Genomic DNA, 17,752 nt, shown 5'->3' with positions numbered 1-17,752 from the left:
CATAAATGATATCATCAACTGAAAATAATTTAAAACGAAGAATTCCGATTGGATCCATCGCAAAATAAAATGATTAGTTAATTTATGGGTTTTAGAATTATTATATAGAACCGTTATATGTAAAATTTATTTGTACTGGAAATTTGAGAGGATGTTATACATGATTTTTAATTTAGAAGGAAAACTTTTTCATACTTTTATTGCCGTATTCGAGGAAGAGAATATAACTAAAGCAGCAGAACGTCTTGGATATGTTCAATCTACTATATCTACACATATTAGTACTTTAGAAGAAACCTTTGGTGAAAAGCTGTTTATCAGATTGCCAAGAGGAGTTATGGTTACAGAGGCGGGAAAAGAATTTGCTAAATATGCATACAGGTATATTGATTTTGAGAAAGAGTTATCGAATTCCATGATCAATTTTCATCAACCACAAGGAACAGTAAAAATGGCTACTTCGGAGACCTTTGGTCCTATCAAACTTCCTGAGGTTATCAGAAAAATCTCATATATTTATCCTGAACTAAGTTTCAGCGTAGATACAATTCCAGCAAAAGATGTAATAGATTCTGTTCTTAAGAGAAGGATTGATTTTGGTATTATTCCACACAATCCTCGTTCAAAACAACTAGATTTTATACCCCTTTATAAAGAAAACTTAGTATTTATTTCAGAAAAATCCTATTGGGAAAAAACTAAAAGGAACAGTTGCAATGATATTACCTTCTTTTCCTTTGGAAGAAACTGTGAATATGCATTGATAGCAGAAAAATTTCTACAAAAATTTAATATTAAAATAAAGAGAAATATGGACTTTACCAATGTGGAGACCATAAAGAACATGGTTGAAAATAAGATGGGCATATCGCTGATCCCAGAAGGGAATATAACGAAAGAACTTTCTGATGGCAAATTTAAAATTATTTCAGAGTTTCCAACCTTTGAACTTACAGGTGGTGCTATAGTTCTTAAAAACAATCAATTGAGTAAGGTGGCTAAATTAGTACTGGAATATTTTGAAAAAGAGGTTAAATAACAACCTCTTTTTCTCTTTATAACTATATAAGCGTCATTCTCTGAAATGTTAAGCTTTTTCATAATAACTACTTAAAATTGCAAAAGCATTTTTTACTTTACATTACAATCTGATTTATAATTTCCTAAAAGTTTAAAGTATATACTTTCTTTTTCTATTTCCTTTAGAGCATTAATGGTACTTTCATCCTGCATATTCCCACTAAAATCTATATAGAAAAAGTATTCCCATGATTTATTAACCACTGGTCTAGATTCTATTTTTGTCATGTTTAAATTATTATTATAGAAATGTCTTGTTATATTGTAAAGTGTACCTACTTTATGAGGCAGTGCAATAACTATGCTAACTTTATTACATTCCTTATTAACTTTAATTTCTGGAGCTATTATAATGAATCTTGTATAATTATTATTATTATAATTTATATTTTCTTCTATGATTTTAAGTCCATATAATTCTGCTGCTTTTTTGCTTGCAACGCAGGCTTTAGACTTATTATTTTCTTCACATACATATTTGGCACTTTGTGCTGTATTTAAGTAGGGTATTAGCATCCAATCATCATGTTCTTCAAAAAACTTACTGCTCTGAAGAAATGCTTGGGCATGAGAGTATATCTCTTTTATATCTGAAGCCTTTGCATCCTTAGTTACTATAAGATTATGGTCTACTTTAAGGCACTTTTCACCTACTATATAGAAATTGTATTTCCTCAACAGATCATCAACTTCAGTAATTCCTCCAGTTGATGAATTTTCAATAGGTAAAATTCCATATTGTATATCGCCATTCTTTAAAGCCTCAAATACATCTTTAAAATTTTTGAAATTCAAAATCTCAGTATCTTCTCCAAAATATTTAATCAAAGCTTCATGACTAAATGAAGCAGGAACTCCCTGAAAGCCTACTAAAGGTGCTTTTTCACTGCCTATTTTAAAGTTATTCTTATACTTTTCAAAATTCAAATCATCATCCTTTAATAACTTATTCTGTAAGCTTCTACTTATGTACATAATATGTTTTAATAGCTCTTCCGTTTCTTTTTCTATGGATTTGTTTTTTAAATTATTTAGCTGCATTTCTATAACTTGATTTTCTCGTTTAGCATTTAGAACTTCCATAGAATTTTGCTTTTTGTACTCTGCCACCTTACACACTATATCCATTCTTTCTTCAAAAAGTTTAACTATCTCTTCATCTATTATATCAATCTTTTCTCTTAAACAGCTTAGCTTCTCCAAAATAGCACCCCCGTTATAAAATTCAAAAATTTTGCGTCACAAAATTCTTATGTTAAGACTATATTAAGTCTAATATTGCTATTGCCGCCACCGCTTCTATTACTGGCACTGCTCTCGGCACAATGCAGGGATCATGTCTGCCTTTTATCTTTAAAACAGCATTTTCTTTTTTTTCTATATCCACCGTATTTTGAGCCTTTGATATTGAAGGAGTAGGTTTAATAGCAGCTCTAAATATAAGAGGCATACCATTTGTAATCCCCCCTGTAACTCCTCCATTATTATTGCTTCTGGCTTTTATTTTTTTATTATCATCTATAAAATACTCGTCATTTGCCTCTGAACCTTTCATACTTGCTATGTCAAAGCCTGCACCAAACTCAACTCCTTTTACTGCTGGAATTGAGAATAATAGCCCTGAAATAGTACTCTCCATAGAATTAAAAAATGGATCGCCAATTCCTGGTGGAAGGTTTAATACTGCTGTTTCAATAACTCCTCCTATGGAGTCCCCTTCTTCCTTTACTTTTAAAATACTCTCCACCATATTTTCTCTACTTTTATGGTTTAGCACTGGGAACTCAGCTTTTGACAACTCAATTAGCTTCTCAACTTCTAGATCTTTTAAATCAAAATTCTTTTCCTTAATTTCTCCTATGCTCTTTATATGACTTCCTATAATTATATTTTTGTTTTCTAATATCTGTCTGCAAACAGCTCCTGCAAAAACTATAGGTGCTGTAAGTCTTCCTGAAAAATGTCCGCCTCCTCTATAATCATTGAAGCCATTGTATTTCACATGTCCTGCGTAATCAGCGTGGCCAGGTCTCATTAGATTTTTTGTAATTTCATAATCCTTTGATATAGTATTTTGATTATAAATTACTGCACAAAGTGGGGTTCCTGTGGTTTTACCATTAAACAATCCACTTAATATTTCAAAATTATCTCCTTCTTTTCTTGGGGTAGAAAGTGTGCTAGATCCTGGAGCCCTTCTTTGCATTTGATTTTTTATATAATCTAGGTTTATTTCTATCCCTGATTTAAGTCCATCTATTGTAATTCCTATAGCCTTGCCATGTGACTCTCCAAATATTGATAGCTTAATATTGTTCCCCCACACTCCACTCATCTATATTACCTCCTAGCTTTCTAAAATGCTGCCAAAATTCTGGGTAGGATTTTTTAACACAGTTTGAATCCTTTATTATAAGCGGTTCTGTACATTTTGACGAAATAGATGCCAGCGCCATTGCTATACGATGGTCATTCCAGCTATATGTCTCTCCACCTCTCAGCTTATCTTTTCCTCTTATTGTTAATCCATCCTCTTTTTCTTCTACATCTGCTCCAATTTTATTGAGTTCAGAGCTTATAGCTGCCAATCTATCACTTTCTTTTATTCTAAGCCTTGCTGCATTAACTATTTCCGTATTGCCTTCACTTACAGATGCTAAAGCCGCAAGTACAGGAACCAAATCCGGACATTGAGATGCATCTATCACTGTGCCCTGCGTTTTTGAAGGTAAAACCTCTATTTCTTCTTCATCTTCAATAATCTGTGCTCCCATACTTCTAAGAATATCTAATATAGCCTTGTCTCCTTGAAGTGATTTGACATTAAGTCCTCTGCATTTTATACCTTCACCTAAAATTCCTATGGTAAGTAAAAATGCAGCCTGTGAAAAATCTCCCTCTACTCTATGGTTGCAGGATTTATATTTTTGATTTCCCTTTATAATAAATTCCTTATAATTATTGTTTTCTATCTTTATTGAGAATTTATTCAGCATATCTAAGGTCATATCTACATATGGTTTTGACTCTAATTCCGTAGTAATCACTATTTTGGAGTCTCCCTCTAAAAGCGGAAGTGCGAATAGTAATCCACTTATAAATTGGGAACTTATATTTCCCTTAACTTTATATTCCCCAGACTTTAATACGCCATTTACTGTTAAAGGAAGTTTTCCATCTTGATTTTTATATTGCAATTTTTGGCTGTTAAAAATATCATAATATGGCTTGAGTGGCCTTTCTACAAGCTTTCCTTCACCTTCAAAAGTAACTTCCTCACCTAAAGTTGCTGCCAATGGTATTAGAAACCTTAATGTAGAGCCTGACTGACAGCAGTGTATACTAGATTCTTTAGCACTGAGCTTATTTTTACCTTTTACAATTAAGCCGTCTTTAAATTTTACTATATTTATACCTAAGTGTTTCATAGCTTGGCAGGTAGCTTCGATATCTTCTGAAAAAGTAATATTTTCTATTTCACTAACTCCTTCTGATAAGCCAGCACAAATTACTGCTCTATGACAATCACTTTTAGATGGTGGAACTGTTATATTTCCTGATAAATTTACCGGATTTATAATTTTATATTGTATATTTTTCATTAAATAGCCCCCTATCTCTTTGATTTTACAGTGTTATTTTAAACACTTTTATAATCAGATTATTAAACTATATATTTTTCAATATCATCCATGCTTACGTTAATGATTTTACCTTCTCCTACCTTAGTTAATAGTACTAAATTAATAGCATTCTCCTCTGCCTTCTTATCATAGTTAATTGCTTCAAATAATTCACTATAATCTACATCTGGTATTGCAAATGGCAGTTCATATTTTTGTAAAACACCTTTTATATAATCATAAGTACCTTTCTCTGTAATCCCTAATTCTTCACTTTCCTTAGTTATGTGAGCCATTCCAATTGCTACCGCTTCCCCATGGGTATAAATCTCATAATTAAAGTACTTTTCTATGCAGTGACCCAATGTATGGCCGAAATTTAGCAGCATTCTCTCTCCCCTGTCTCTTTCATCATTTTCAACTATGTTTTTCTTTATGGAGCAGCATTTATATATTATCTCTTCTATATTTTTTAGAACTTCTTCTTTATTATCATAATTCAGAACTGTATCTGAAATACTTCTATCCCTTATTAGCCCATATTTTATAATTTCTGACATGCCATCGTTAAAAAATTTTTTATCTAAGGTCTGTAATACCTCAGAATCTATAAAAACTGCCTCAGGATGATAGAAACTTCCTACTAAGTTTTTCCCAAAGGGCAAATCTACAGCTACCTTTCCACCTATACTACTGTCCACTTGAGCTAAAAGAGATGTAGGAATTTGAACATATTTTATTCCTCTTAAATAAGTGGCTGCTGCAAAGCCTGCTAAATCTCCAACTACTCCTCCTCCTAGCGATATTATTAAATCTCCTCTTTTTAATCCATAATCACAGAACTTTTCATATACTTCCTGCAGCGTACTAAGCGTTTTACTCTGTTCCCCCGGTTTAATGGATATATATTTTATGTTAAATCCACTTTTTTCAAGAGATATGCAAACTCTTTCTAAATAAAACTTTTCTACATTCCAATCTGTAATCAGTACTATATTTTTACCCTTATAATGTTCTGCTATATGTTCACCAATAGTATTTATTATTCCTTTTTCTATGTGTATTTTATATTTTTTGTGCTTAAGCTCAATGTCTATTATACTCATCCAATCACTTCCATATATTTCATTTTTATACCAATTTTTTTCTTTTCAAGGATACTTTCTTAAAAATATGATCTAGTTTATCAACATCTCTACACTTTATTGCGTCCTTTAATTTGCTTATACTTTCCTCAAAACGTTCTATCTCAGATATTAATTTCTCTGAGTTCATGGTAAATAACTCTGACCATAACATAGAATTTATAATAGCAACTCTAGTAGCATCTCTAAAGCTCCCACCGGTATATAACCCAATATCATTTTCTTCTATACATGCATCAATAAGCGAAACTGCTATAACATGCGGAAGCTGGCTAGTAAAGGATATTATTCTATCATGTTCCTCAGGATTTATATATATTACATTTTTAAAACCTATACTTTTAGCCATATTTTCTATGACGTCAATATTACACTTATTATTTTTTGTCGTTGGAGTTATGATGTAATTAGCTCCTTTAAAAATTTCTTTAGAAGCTAACTTAATACCTCCAGCCTCTTTCCCTGCCATTGGGTGTCCACCAATAAACTCCATATTATCTGGTAAAATGGAATTTATTTTATCAACTATGCTTTCTTTTACTCCAGAAGTGTCTGTTATTAAAACTCCTTCTTTAAAGTTATGCAAATTATCCTTTATGAACTCTACTGTATCCTGAGGATAAAGAGCTATAATAATTAAATCTACATTCTTTAAAAATACATCTCCATTTTTGTAGGCCTCGTCTATAATCCCCATATTTAAAGCTTTTTTTAAAGTTTCTTCATTTTTATCTACTCCATATATACATTTGGGCACCAAGTCTTTAAGTGCCATAGCATAAGATGCTCCTATAAGACCTAAGCCTACAATTGCTATATTAAGTTTAAAGCCAGATTCATCCATTATATCTTCCCCTTTTATTTGAAAAGTTTTTTGCAAACTACACTAAAAACTCCAAAGTATTCTTTTTCACAACTAAAACCTTACTAATTAAAGCCTAAAAATTTATTGTTTCATAAATCTCTCTTGACCCTAACTGTGCTAATGCATCTATATCTTCCATAAGTCTGTGAAATTTATCAGGTTTTATAGATTGTTGGCCATCACACTTGGCATTAGCAGGATCATTGTGAACTTCAATAATAAGTCCATCTGCACCTACTGCAATTGCTGCTTTAGATAAAGGTTCTACCATCCACCATAAGCCTGCAGCATGGCTAGGATCCACTATTACTGGAAGATGACTTAACTTCTTTATAGCTGGTATAGCACTTAAATCTAAAGTGTTTCTTGTATAATTTTCAAAGGTTCTTATACCTCTTTCACAAAGTATTACATTTTCATTTCCCTCTGACATTATATATTCTGCTGACATTAAAAGCTCTTCTATAGTCGCTGAAAGGCCTCTTTTTAAAAGTATTGGTTTTCTAGTTTTTCCAAGCTCTTTTAAAAGCTCAAAGTTTTGCATATTTCTTGCTCCAACTTGTATTACATCCACATCTTCAACGAATTTATCTATCATATCTGCAGTCATTATCTCAGTTACTATTGGAAGTCCTGTTTCTTTTCTTGCTAATTTTAAAAGCTCCAACCCGTGAGTTTTAAGTCCTTGGAAACTGTATGGTGAAGTTCTTGGTTTAAAAGCACCTCCACGTAAGAATCCTGCCCCACTTTTCTTTACTAGCCTTGCTATTTCTACTATCTGTTCTTCACTTTCTACAGAACAAGGACCTGCCATAATAGCAATTTTATTTCCCCCAATTTTTTCACCCTTAACATCAATTACTGTATTATCGGGATGAAATAATCTATTTGCTAACTTATAGGGCTGTTGAACCTTAAGAATCTTTTCTACATATTCATTTGCACCTATTTTGCTTTCATCAATTTTTGTAGTGTCCCCAATTAATCCAAGAATACAGTAATTCTCTCCTTGTGATAAGTTCACTTCAAATCCCTCTCTTTCTAGTCTTTGCTTTTGTATTAAAATCTCTTCCTTTGGTGTGTGTGGTTTCATAATTATTATCATGATAAATGCCCCCTTAGTTATTTATTAGTAAAAAAGTATAAAAAAATAAGGCTCATAATGAGCCTTATCTATAAACTAAATCAAATATATCTAAATTAAGTGCATCGCAGTGCGCTATTAGAAATATACCTGTATTTATTAAACTCATTAGAAATAGAAATATATATTTTTTTGAACCAAAAATAGCCAGCGCTAAAATAATAAAAGCTCCAGCTAAAAAAGTAAAAATAAAATTTTTGGCTTATTCCCTTTCTAATGATATTTTCCATAATGTTATCCTCCAAATCAATATTTAATCAATAATATATAATAAAAATTCATAACCAATATTTGAATATGCAAACTAATTTTTCATTTAAACCTATTATAACAACTTTATTATTTATGTCAATCAATAAAATTATGCATGTTTTTTATACAAATTCCCTTAACATCAACCCTTATATTAATTTTCACAAAATAATGAATGAAAAATATTTTTTATTCATTATTTTGCAAAAATTATATCATTTTTATATACTGCATAATTTTACACTGCATCTTACCAATCAAATTAATTAATCAATTTCGCTTATCCTCTTTCTAATGCAGTAAGACCTGTTCTGACTATTTCTTTTATTCCATGAGGTTTCATCATATCAATAAACGCAGATATTTTCTCTTCATCACCAGTAATTTCAATAGTCATACTTCTAATATCTATATCTACAATATTGCCTCTAAAAATGTTAACAGTTTCCGTAATTATTGATTGGTTAGCTTGATTCATAGCAACCTTTACAAGTGCCAATTCCCTATAAACAGCGCCTACAGAATCTAAGGTTACTATTTTTATAACATCTATGAGCTTATTTAATTGTTTACTTATTTGTTCCAGCATATGTTCACAACCAGATACTACAATAGTCATTCGAGATACATTAGGATCCTCTGTAACACCTACAGTTAGACTGTGAATATTATAACCCCTCCTACTAAATAATCCCGATATTTTACTTAATACTCCTGAGTGATTCTCTACTAATACAGACAAAATATATTTATTAATAACCTTCACCCTCTCTTTTATTCAATAAATTATCTTAAATACGATATCTGAAAAAATAACAAATTAAAGATGTTTAATACTCTTAAAAGGTACTTTCGCTAGAATCAATAATACATTCTATTATAAATGTGTTATTGGAATTTATAGCTTCCCTAAAGGCTTCCTTGAACTCTCCATTTCTAATAATCCTTCTACCTTTTAATCCATAAGCTTCTGCTATTTTAATAAAATCTGTTTGACACTTAAAATTTACACCACTATACTTGCCAACGCCATAGATATTTTTTTGAATTTCTCTAACCATTCCCAGCACTGAATTATTAAATAAAAGTATTATTATGTTTACATTATTATCAACTATTGTACCAAGTTCAGCCATACTCATTTGAAAACCACCATCTCCGACAACAGCTATAACTGTCTTACTAGGATTCGCTATTTTAGCCCCAACCGCAGCAGGCAGAGAATACCCCATAGTGCCAAGTCCTCCTGAAGTAAAGAAACTTGTTGAATTCTTTATTTGAAAATTTCTTGCACTCCAGATCTGATTTTGCCCTACATCTGCAGTAATAGTTGCATTATCCTCTAAAATTTGATCCAGCATATTCAAAACATACTTAGGACTTACCTTTGAGTTCAATTTAATAGGCTCCTTCACTTCCTTTTTCCATGCTGAAATCTGATCAAGCCACTCTTTTGTGTCGACTTCGTTAACTTCCTTTATCAATTCTTCTAAAACCTTCTTAGAATCTCCTACTACAGGAATATTGGGACCTAAAATTTTTCCTATTTCCGCTGGATCAATATCAATATGAATGACATAAGCATCTATTGCAAAGTCTGATCCTGCAATAGCTCTATCTGCGGCTCTAGTTCCTATAAGTATTAAAAGGTCCGCCTCTGATATAGATCTATTAGCATAGGAAAATCCGTGAGATCCTATTAATCCTACATAATATGGGTTATCTTCATTAATACTACCTTTTCCCATTAATGTATGGACAACTGGTATTTTTGATTTCTGAGCAAACTCTTTTAACTCCTTCTCCGCTCCACCAGAAATAATACCTCCCCCTACACATATAAGAGGTTTTTTGCTTTCCATAATCTTTTCTGCTGCTCTTTTTATCTGTCCTTTATGTCCTTCAAATTTAGGTTTATATCCTCGAATATTTACTTCTTTTGGGTAAAAAAATTCTATATCTTCACACTGAATATCAACTGGTATATCTATTAATACCGGTCCTGGCCTTCCCGTAGAAGCTATATAAAAGGCTTCTTTTATAATTTTAGGAACATATTCAGCAGATTTAACTAAATAATTATGCTTCGTGAAAGATTCTGTTGCTCCTGTAATATCAGCTTCTTGAAAGGCATCTTTGCCAATTAGGTTTGATTTAACCTGACCTGTAATAATTACCAAAGGAATAGAATCCATATATGCAGTAGCTATAGCCGTAATCAAATTTGTTGCTCCAGGGCCTGATGTAACAATACATACCCCTACCGTCTTTTTAGCTCTTGCAAAGCCACTTGCACTATGACCGGCTGCTTGTTCCTGTCTAACTAATATATGCTTAATGCCTGACTTTCTCAAAGCTTCATATATAGGAATAACTGTAGCCCCAGGGTATCCGAATACTGTATCTACATTTTCTTCATGCAAACACTGTATAATTGCCTCAGCAACTTTCATATTGCTTCCCTCCTATCTCATATAATATAGTTGTAATATTTTCCATAAAATTAACTGATCGCCTTTTATCCCTATATAGATATCCAAATTGGATAATTGACTTAATCAAGGTATTCATAGTGATACATCTGACAGTGCATTTAATGGTTTTATGTTAGCTCTTGGCGAAGTTGCTTTAGAGATAACTAAAATTATTAACAGTACAGAAGAAGTACCTATATGAATACCGCTAATAAGCCAAACACTTAGGTTGGACATCTATACCTCGTCTGCAATAAGATCTCCCATTTGTTCTGTTCCCACAATTTTCATACCATCTTCCATAATATCGCCAGTACGGTATCCTTTATTCATAATTCTTGATACAGCACTTTCTATATCTTTAGCTGCATCTTCCATATTAAAACTGTATCGAAACATCATAGCCGTGCTCATTATTGTTCCAATAGGATTTGCTTTATCCAGCCCTGCAATATCTGGTGCAGATCCATGGATTGGCTCATAAAGACCTATACTGCCTTCTCCTACACTGGCTGAAGGAAGCATCCCTAGTGATCCAGTTAGCATGGAAGCCTCATCACTTAAAATATCTCCAAACATATTTTCTGTAAGTATTACATCAAATTGTTTAGGATTTTTAATTAGCTGCATAGCAGCATTATCAACATACATATAATTTAATTTTATATCCTTATAATCTTCACTTATTTTTGTCACTACTTCCCTCCAAAGTCTTGAGGTTTCTAATACATTAGCTTTATCTATTAAAATAAGTTTTTTATCTCTTTTTCTGGCAACCTCGAAGGCTTTTTTTGCAATTCTCTCTATATCTCTAGTACAATAATCAATTGTGTCATAAGCTCTTTGTCCACCATCAATATCTATTCTCTTCTTTTCTCCGAAATAAGCTCCACCTATTAACTCTCTAACTATCATAATATCCAATCCTTCACCCAGAACTTCGTCCTTTAAAGTAGATGCTGATTTCAATTGTGGAAATAAAATAGCTGGTCTTAAATTTGCAAACACTCCTAGCTCTTTTCTTAATAATAGCAGTCCTTTTTCTGGTCTTAAGTTTGAAGGAAGGTTATCCCACTTAGGTCCACCTACTGCTCCTAGAATAACTGCTTCACTATTTTTGCATTTATGTATTGTTTCTTCTGGTATTGGATTCCCTGTTGCATCTATAGCAGCACCACCAAGTAATGCCTCATTAAACTCAAAATTACATTTATACTTGCTTTCAATCTTCTTTAATACTTTAACAGCTTGATTTATTACCTCTTTTCCTATTCCATCTCCTGGTATAATCGTTATTTTCATATCACATTCACCTCTATATAGTTAGTTATTACTTTCTATTTTTATATAATTTATAAGTCCCTCTGACTTTATAATCTTTTCCATAAACTCTGGAAATGCTTCTGCCTTATAGGTTTTATTTTTAGTAACATTAGTAATAATTCCAGTTTTAAAGTCTATATTTACTTCATCGCCTTCTTCAATATCTTTGGCCGCTTCAGCACATTCAACTATAGGTAGTCCTATGTTTATCGAATTCCTATAAAATATTCTTGCGAAAGTCTCAGCTATAACACATTTAATTCCAGCAGCCTTTATAGCAATAGGAGCATGTTCTCTTGAAGAACCACATCCAAAGTTTTTTCCACCTATTATAATGTTTGCACATTTTGCTTTAGTTGAAAAATCCTTATCCAAATCTTCCATACAGTGAGATGCTAACTCTAAAGCATCACTGGTGTTTAAATATCTAGCTGGAATAATAACATCTGTGTCTACATTGTCACCATATTTTATTACTTTTCCCTTTACCATTTTGCTACCTCCTCTGGTGATGAAATTCTACCTGTAATTGCTGATGCCGCTGCTACTGCAGGGCTTGCTAAGTAAACTTCGCTTTCTGGATGCCCCATTCTTCCTACAAAATTTCTATTTGTAGTTGCTATGCATCTTTCTCCTTTTGCTAATATACCCATATGTCCTCCAAGGCAAGGTCCACAAGTTGGTGTACTTACCACTGCACCTGCTTCTATAAATGCTTCAATAAGACCCTCTCTTAAAGCTTGAAGATAAATTTTTTGAGTGGCTGGGAATATAATGGTTCTTACCTTTTGATTTACTTTTTTATTCTTTAAAACTTTTGCAGCTGCTCTTAAATCCTCTATTCTCCCATTGGTACAGGAACCTATGACAACTTGGTCTATAGTTACCTCTCCCACCTCATCAATAGTTCTAGTATTCTCAGGAAGATGTGGAAAAGCTACTGTTGGACGAATAGTGGCTAAGTCTATTTCTATAACTCTTGTATATTCGGCATCATCATCCGCCTTATAAATCATATAATTTCTATTGGAATGTTCCTTAACATATTCTATAGTTCTTTCATCTACTTCAAGAATTCCATTTTTAGCTCCAGCCTCAATAGCCATATTTGTCATAGCAAAACGATCATCCATAGATAAACTTCTAACTCCATCTCCTGTATATTCCATTGATTGATAAAGTGCTCCATCTACACCAATCATACCAATAATGTGCAGTATTACGTCCTTTCCACTTACCCAAGGTGATAAACTTCCTTTAAGTATAAATTTTATAGCTTCCGGAACTTTAAACCAAGCTTCCCCTGTAGCCATGCCAGCTCCCATATCTGTACTTCCCACACCTGTCGAAAAAGCTCCTAGAGCTCCATATGTACAGGTATGTGAATCTGCTCCAATTATTACATCTCCACAAACAGCCAGACCTTTTTCTGGTATTAATGCGTGTTCAATACCCATTTGTCCAATTTCAAAATAATTTTTGATTCCCTTATCGTAAGCAAATTCCCTTACACATTTACACTGCTCTGCAGATTTTATATCTTTGTTTGGGGTAAAGTGGTCAGGTACAATAGCTATTTTCTCCTTATGAAAAACCTCAGTAACCCCAATTTTATTAAATTCCTTAATAGCTACAGGAGTGGTTATGTCATTTCCAAGTACCAAATCTAACTTTACCTTAATTAGCTGTCCAGCCTTTACACTTTCTAAGCCTGCATGAGCAGCTAAAATCTTTTGTGTCATCGTCATTCCCATATTCATTCCTCCAATACTTCTTATATGTCTAGAAATTAAATATATAAATTAGCTATTTAAGTAAATAAAACTCTCATGCTCTTCCCTAGTACTTTATACATTTGATTCTTAGAGCAAACGATATTTTAAATTATATTTAATTGTATTTATTAACCTATTTGTAGTCATAGTTATCCGTTATTTTTATTTCTTTTTAATACTTGATTAAAAATCTATTTTATTATTAAACTTCGACAATTGTTTTATCAATACACGAAGCAGAATTCTCTTCTTGAAATAAGTAGTAGTGCATTTTATTAATAGCATTTATAAAAGCTTTGGCACTAGCCTCTACTACATCTGTACTTACTCCTTTGGCTGAAAATATTTTATTATCTTTTTCAATTTTTACAGTAACTTCTCCTAATGCATCTTTTCCACTACCTATTGACTTTAGGAAATAATCCTTTAGCTTAACATTTATTCCTATGGCTTTTTCAATTGCTTTGAAAGTTGCATCTACTGGACCATCACCACAGGAAGCCTCATCAATCGAATTTCCATCATAACGTATTTTTACAGTAGAAGTGGCAACCATGTTGTTTCCACTTGAAACTTGAAAATGTTCAAGTTTATAGTTTTCAGGAAGCTGAAATACCTCTTGTTTTATTAGTGCTTCTATATCCTCATCTGAAATAGATTTCTTTTTATCTGCTAAATCCTTAAACTTTAAGAATGCCTCATTAATCTTAACAGAATCCAAGTTATCATATCCTATTTCCTTTAATCGCTGTTCAAAAGCATGTCTTCCGGAATGTTTTCCAAGGACTATAAGATTTTTCTTTAATCCAACAGACTCTGGAGTCATTATTTCATAAGTTTCTCTGCAATTTAAAACTCCATGCTGATGAATACCGGATTCATGAGCAAAGGCATTTGAACCAACAATAGCCTTGTTATTTTGGATCTGCACCCCTGTTAAGTGACTTACTAGATTACTAGTTTTTGTTAAATGCTCAGTTACTATATCTGTATGACACTTAAAATAATTGGATCTGGTTTTAATGGACATTACTATTTCTTCTAAAGCAGCATTGCCAGCCCTCTCACCAAGTCCATTTACTGCACATTCTATCTGCTGAGCTCCATTTTCTATAGCTGCAAGTGAGTTTGCAACTGCTAATCCCAAATCGTTATGACAATGAACACTTATGACGGCTTTATGAATATTAGGGACATTCTCTCTAATTCCTCTAATAAATGCTCCATACTCCCCTGGTGTTGTATATCCAACGGTATCAGGTATATTTACTACATCTGCACCAGCCTCAATTACTGCTTCCAATACCCTATACAAAAATTCCGGACGGGTTCTTGTTCCATCTTCTGGCGAAAACTCAACATTTGGGCAAAAACTTTTAGCATACTTCACCATACTGCCTGCTCTTTCCAAAACTTCTTCAGGCTTCATATTTAGCTTGTGCTGCATATGGATATCTGATGTTGCAATAAATGTGTGAATTCTAGGGCTTTCTGCGTATTTTAGAGCCTCCCATGCAGTATCTATATCTTGCTTAGAGGTCCTAGCAAGCCCAGTAATAATAGATCCTTTTATGTTTTTTGCAATAGCTTTAACAGCTTCAAAATCTCCTTTAGATGCAAATGGAAATCCTGCTTCGATTATATCTACTCCAAGTATTTGAAGCTGTCTTGCAATCTCTAATTTTTCATGTATGTTTAAACTCACTCCTGGAGTTTGTTCTCCATCTCTTAATGTAGTATCAAAAATATATATTTTTTTTGTCATTAAATCCACTTCCCCCTGCTCATATTTTTGTTTTAGCATTAAGAGATGCAATAACTCAACATCTCTTAATGCCCTATTTCTACTCTTTTCTTTTAACCCAAGGCATCATTTTTCTCAATTCTTTACCAACAACCTCTATTTGTTCTTCTTTCTCCTGCTTTCTAACTGCATTAAAGTATGGACGTTTTACCTGATTCTCAAGCAGCCAGTTTCTAGCAAAAGTTCCATCTTGTATTTCAGCTAAAATATTTTTCATTCCTTTGTGACTTTCCTCTGTTATAACTCTCTTTCCGCTAACGTAGTCACCGTATTCTGCAGTATCACTAATTGAATATCTCATGTAGCTAAGTCCACCTTCATTTATAAGATCAACTATTAGCTTTAGTTCATGTAAACATTCGAAATATGCACTTTCTGGTTGGTAACCTGCGTCCACTAAGGTCTTAAATCCTGCTTTTATTAGTTCAGTAACTCCCCCACATAATACTGCTTGCTCCCCAAAAAGATCTGTTTCTGTTTCTTCTTTAAAAGTAGTTTCAAGTACTCCTGCTCTAGCACCACCAATTCCTTTAGCATAAGCTAATGCATATTCCTTGGCCCTTCCAGTATAATTTTGATGAATAGCTATTAGACAAGGTACTCCTTTTTCTTCAGCATATTGACTTCTTACAGTGTGCCCTGGTCCTTTTGGAGCTACCATAAATACATCTACATATTCAGGAGGAACAATTTGTCCATAGTGAATATTAAATCCATGAGCAAATATCAACGCCTTTCCTTCTGTCAAATTTGGTTCAATATTTTCTTTGTAGAGCTTAGTTTGTTTTTCATCCGGTATAAGTATCATAATAAAATCTGCTTCTTTTGCTGCTTCTTCAGCTTCTAAAACCTTTAGTCCTGCTTCTTCAGCGATTTTCCAAGACTTGCTACCCTTATAAAGACCTACACAAACATCTACTCCACTTTCTTTTAAATTTAACGCATGTGCGTGCCCCTGACTTCCATAGCCTATAATAGCTACCTTTTTTCCTTCTAGTAGATTTAAATTTGCATCCTTATCGTAATACATGTTTGCCATTTTGTTTCCCCCTAAAATTCTAAATTCTTTGTTTTTATATAATTGCCTTAAATTAAAACATCATAAATGCTGTACAGTAATCACATTCTGTATCATCGCTTTGTAATTTTGAACTTCTTAAATATTCATAATAGGCCTTACCTGCTTCGTATATTTGTGAAGTTGCCTCTGATGACATACTATCCTTTGAAGTATTATGCGTTTCATTAAATTGTTTAAGATCCTTTGAGTATTTTTTACTTGTAAACATTGACATTGTGTTTGCCCCCTTTTAATTACATAACTTTAATTATTTTACATAGCATGTGTATAAAATATATTTAAAGTTTTCACTGGCCAGATGAAAAACTATTAAACTTTAATTTGTTTGTAAGAATATTTGATTATAAGGTAAATAAAAAGACAGACTCTCCCCATATAATGGGGCGAAAGTCTGTCCGCGGTACCACCCAGATTTTTTACTTCATCCAATTAACGGTTTACACCGGCTCAGCTTACTATTATTTCAGCCTGCAGCTACAGGATGAGTTTCAATATGTGTACTTATGGGTTTTCACCAATCCCCACTCTCTTTAAAATACTTAACATATCTACTTATTCCTGTCATTGCTTTTTGTATATTTACTTGTATAGATTTAAATATATTATTAAATTAGCAATTTATTCATAGATTTTATATTTTTTATTACATGATATTCTAAATTAAATCAGCAAATTTTTTAAATTTGAGTATATAAAAACAGACCTTGCCCATTTTCATCATGGGGCGAAGATCTGCCGCGTTACCACCCAAATTTCTTACTTCATTTAAATAACGGCTTACACCGGCTCAGCTTACTATTATTTCAGCCTGCAGCTACAGGGTGAGTTTCAATATGTATACTTAGGGTTCCCACCATTTCCCACTCTCTTTAAAGTATTAAACATATCTACTTAATCCTGTTATCGCTTTTGATATATTGTTTATAAATTTACTATGTTTTTAACAATTTGTCAATATACTTTTTTTAAATTGTTATTTGTTTTTCTGAATTTTCATTTTTATCATTCTAGCACCGTAAATTTTACCTGTCAACACAAAATAAATTATCCATAATATTAAAAACATTTAGTTATACGCATGATTTCAATTATTTATTGAATAAAAAATTTAAGTTTTCTATCATAACAGTTTTTGAATGTTATCCTCAATATTTGTATTAACATTTTTCTTTCAGACTATGAATTA

General features: G+C 32.5%; 16 protein-coding genes and 2 other annotated features. Of the genes, 1 reads left to right on the top strand and 15 read right to left on the bottom strand.

The features are described from left to right. Window positions 1-160 precede the first annotated feature (160 nt). Entirely contained in the window at window positions 161-1,039 is an 879-nt protein-coding gene (locus ACZ5N4_RS08675; protein WP_464209034.1) for a LysR family transcriptional regulator, read from the top strand. Between the two features lie 92 nt (window positions 1,040-1,131). Here ACZ5N4_RS08675 and ACZ5N4_RS08670 read toward each other — a convergent pair whose 3' ends face one another. The 15 genes from ACZ5N4_RS08670 to ACZ5N4_RS08600 form a co-directional block, all read right to left on the bottom strand. Next, window positions 1,132-2,283 carry a chorismate mutase gene (locus ACZ5N4_RS08670; RefSeq protein WP_464209032.1) on the bottom strand — a complete coding sequence of 384 codons (1,152 nt, stop codon included), beginning with the start codon at window positions 2,281-2,283 and terminating at the stop codon, window positions 1,132-1,134. 58 nt (window positions 2,284-2,341) lie between these two features. Beyond that, window positions 2,342-3,415, bottom strand: coding sequence for a chorismate synthase (aroC, locus tag ACZ5N4_RS08665; protein ID WP_464209031.1), 1,074 nt, complete (start codon window positions 3,413-3,415; stop codon window positions 2,342-2,344). Next, complete coding sequence (aroA, locus tag ACZ5N4_RS08660; protein WP_464210876.1) at window positions 3,387-4,673, bottom strand: 3-phosphoshikimate 1-carboxyvinyltransferase; 1,287 nt, start codon at window positions 4,671-4,673, stop codon at window positions 3,387-3,389. Before aroA ends, aroC begins: the two co-directional genes overlap by 29 nt. A 71-nt stretch (window positions 4,674-4,744) precedes the next feature. Next, a complete protein-coding gene (aroB, locus tag ACZ5N4_RS08655; protein WP_464209029.1) occupies window positions 4,745-5,809 on the bottom strand; it encodes a 3-dehydroquinate synthase in 1,065 nt (354 codons plus the stop codon). 25 nt (window positions 5,810-5,834) lie between these two features. Continuing rightward, on the bottom strand, window positions 5,835-6,692 hold the full coding sequence (locus ACZ5N4_RS08650) for a prephenate dehydrogenase (RefSeq protein WP_464210874.1): 858 nt from the start codon (window positions 6,690-6,692) through the stop codon (window positions 5,835-5,837). A gap of 94 nt (window positions 6,693-6,786) precedes the next feature. Beyond that, the gene (aroF, locus tag ACZ5N4_RS08645; RefSeq protein WP_464209027.1) at window positions 6,787-7,818 is read right to left on the bottom strand and encodes a 3-deoxy-7-phosphoheptulonate synthase; all 1,032 of its coding nucleotides are present in this window, start codon (window positions 7,816-7,818) and stop codon (window positions 6,787-6,789) included. Window positions 7,819-8,389: 571 nt separating this feature from the next. Further along, window positions 8,390-8,866, bottom strand: coding sequence for an acetolactate synthase small subunit (gene ilvN / locus ACZ5N4_RS08640; protein WP_464210872.1), 477 nt, complete (start codon window positions 8,864-8,866; stop codon window positions 8,390-8,392). Between the two features lie 82 nt (window positions 8,867-8,948). Continuing rightward, window positions 8,949-10,562, bottom strand: a complete 1,614-nt coding sequence (ilvB, locus tag ACZ5N4_RS08635) for a biosynthetic-type acetolactate synthase large subunit (RefSeq protein ID WP_464209025.1) — start codon at window positions 10,560-10,562, stop codon at window positions 8,949-8,951. A gap of 114 nt (window positions 10,563-10,676) precedes the next feature. After that, window positions 10,677-10,820 (bottom strand): hypothetical protein, encoded by a 144-nt coding sequence (locus tag ACZ5N4_RS08630; protein ID WP_464209023.1) that lies wholly within the window; start codon window positions 10,818-10,820, stop codon window positions 10,677-10,679. Beyond that, window positions 10,821-11,885 (bottom strand): 3-isopropylmalate dehydrogenase, encoded by a 1,065-nt coding sequence (gene leuB, locus ACZ5N4_RS08625; RefSeq protein ID WP_464209022.1) that lies wholly within the window; start codon window positions 11,883-11,885, stop codon window positions 10,821-10,823. It abuts the gene before it with no gap. A 21-nt stretch (window positions 11,886-11,906) separates the two neighbouring features. Beyond that, entirely contained in the window at window positions 11,907-12,398 is a 492-nt protein-coding gene (leuD, locus tag ACZ5N4_RS08620) for a 3-isopropylmalate dehydratase small subunit (RefSeq protein WP_464209020.1), read from the bottom strand. Further along, on the bottom strand, window positions 12,392-13,666 hold the full coding sequence (leuC, locus tag ACZ5N4_RS08615; protein ID WP_464209018.1) for a 3-isopropylmalate dehydratase large subunit: 1,275 nt from the start codon (window positions 13,664-13,666) through the stop codon (window positions 12,392-12,394). Before leuC ends, leuD begins: the two co-directional genes overlap by 7 nt. A gap of 217 nt (window positions 13,667-13,883) precedes the next feature. After that, entirely contained in the window at window positions 13,884-15,446 is a 1,563-nt protein-coding gene (locus ACZ5N4_RS08610; RefSeq protein WP_464209016.1) for a 2-isopropylmalate synthase, read from the bottom strand. A gap of 79 nt (window positions 15,447-15,525) precedes the next feature. Beyond that, window positions 15,526-16,524, bottom strand: a complete 999-nt coding sequence (ilvC, locus tag ACZ5N4_RS08605) for a ketol-acid reductoisomerase (protein ID WP_464209014.1) — start codon at window positions 16,522-16,524, stop codon at window positions 15,526-15,528. Between the two features lie 52 nt (window positions 16,525-16,576). Then, complete coding sequence (locus tag ACZ5N4_RS08600; protein WP_464209012.1) at window positions 16,577-16,780, bottom strand: hypothetical protein; 204 nt, start codon at window positions 16,778-16,780, stop codon at window positions 16,577-16,579. A gap of 162 nt (window positions 16,781-16,942) precedes the next feature. Next, window positions 16,943-17,140 (bottom strand) — a binding site (T-box leader). Window positions 17,141-17,283: 143 nt separating this feature from the next. Further along, window positions 17,284-17,479 (bottom strand) — a binding site (T-box leader). Window positions 17,480-17,752: the final 273 nt, after the last annotated feature.

This window comes from Clostridium nitrophenolicum (genome assembly GCF_055391695.1).
The sequence above is the reverse complement of the archived record's forward strand: the minus strand, read 5'-3'. Positions and strand labels throughout refer to the sequence as shown.

Coding starts and splice junctions, on each gene's coding strand:
- ACZ5N4_RS08675 (WP_464209034.1), top strand. CDS start 161: ATGATTTTTAATTTAGAAGGAAAACTTTTTCATACTTTTATTGCCGTA.
- aroC (WP_464209031.1), bottom strand. CDS start 3,415: ATGAGTGGAGTGTGGGGGAACAATATTAAGCTATCAATATTTGGAGAG.
- aroB (WP_464209029.1), bottom strand. CDS start 5,809: ATGAGTATAATAGACATTGAGCTTAAGCACAAAAAATATAAAATACAC.
- ACZ5N4_RS08650 (WP_464210874.1), bottom strand. CDS start 6,692: ATGGATGAATCTGGCTTTAAACTTAATATAGCAATTGTAGGCTTAGGT.
- aroF (WP_464209027.1), bottom strand. CDS start 7,818: ATGATAATAATTATGAAACCACACACACCAAAGGAAGAGATTTTAATA.
- ilvB (WP_464209025.1), bottom strand. CDS start 10,562: ATGAAAGTTGCTGAGGCAATTATACAGTGTTTGCATGAAGAAAATGTA.
- ACZ5N4_RS08630 (WP_464209023.1), bottom strand. CDS start 10,820: ATGTCCAACCTAAGTGTTTGGCTTATTAGCGGTATTCATATAGGTACT.
- leuB (WP_464209022.1), bottom strand. CDS start 11,885: ATGAAAATAACGATTATACCAGGAGATGGAATAGGAAAAGAGGTAATA.
- leuD (WP_464209020.1), bottom strand. CDS start 12,398: ATGGTAAAGGGAAAAGTAATAAAATATGGTGACAATGTAGACACAGAT.
- leuC (WP_464209018.1), bottom strand. CDS start 13,666: ATGAATATGGGAATGACGATGACACAAAAGATTTTAGCTGCTCATGCA.
- ACZ5N4_RS08610 (WP_464209016.1), bottom strand. CDS start 15,446: ATGACAAAAAAAATATATATTTTTGATACTACATTAAGAGATGGAGAA.
- ilvC (WP_464209014.1), bottom strand. CDS start 16,524: ATGGCAAACATGTATTACGATAAGGATGCAAATTTAAATCTACTAGAA.
- ACZ5N4_RS08600 (WP_464209012.1), bottom strand. CDS start 16,780: ATGTCAATGTTTACAAGTAAAAAATACTCAAAGGATCTTAAACAATTT.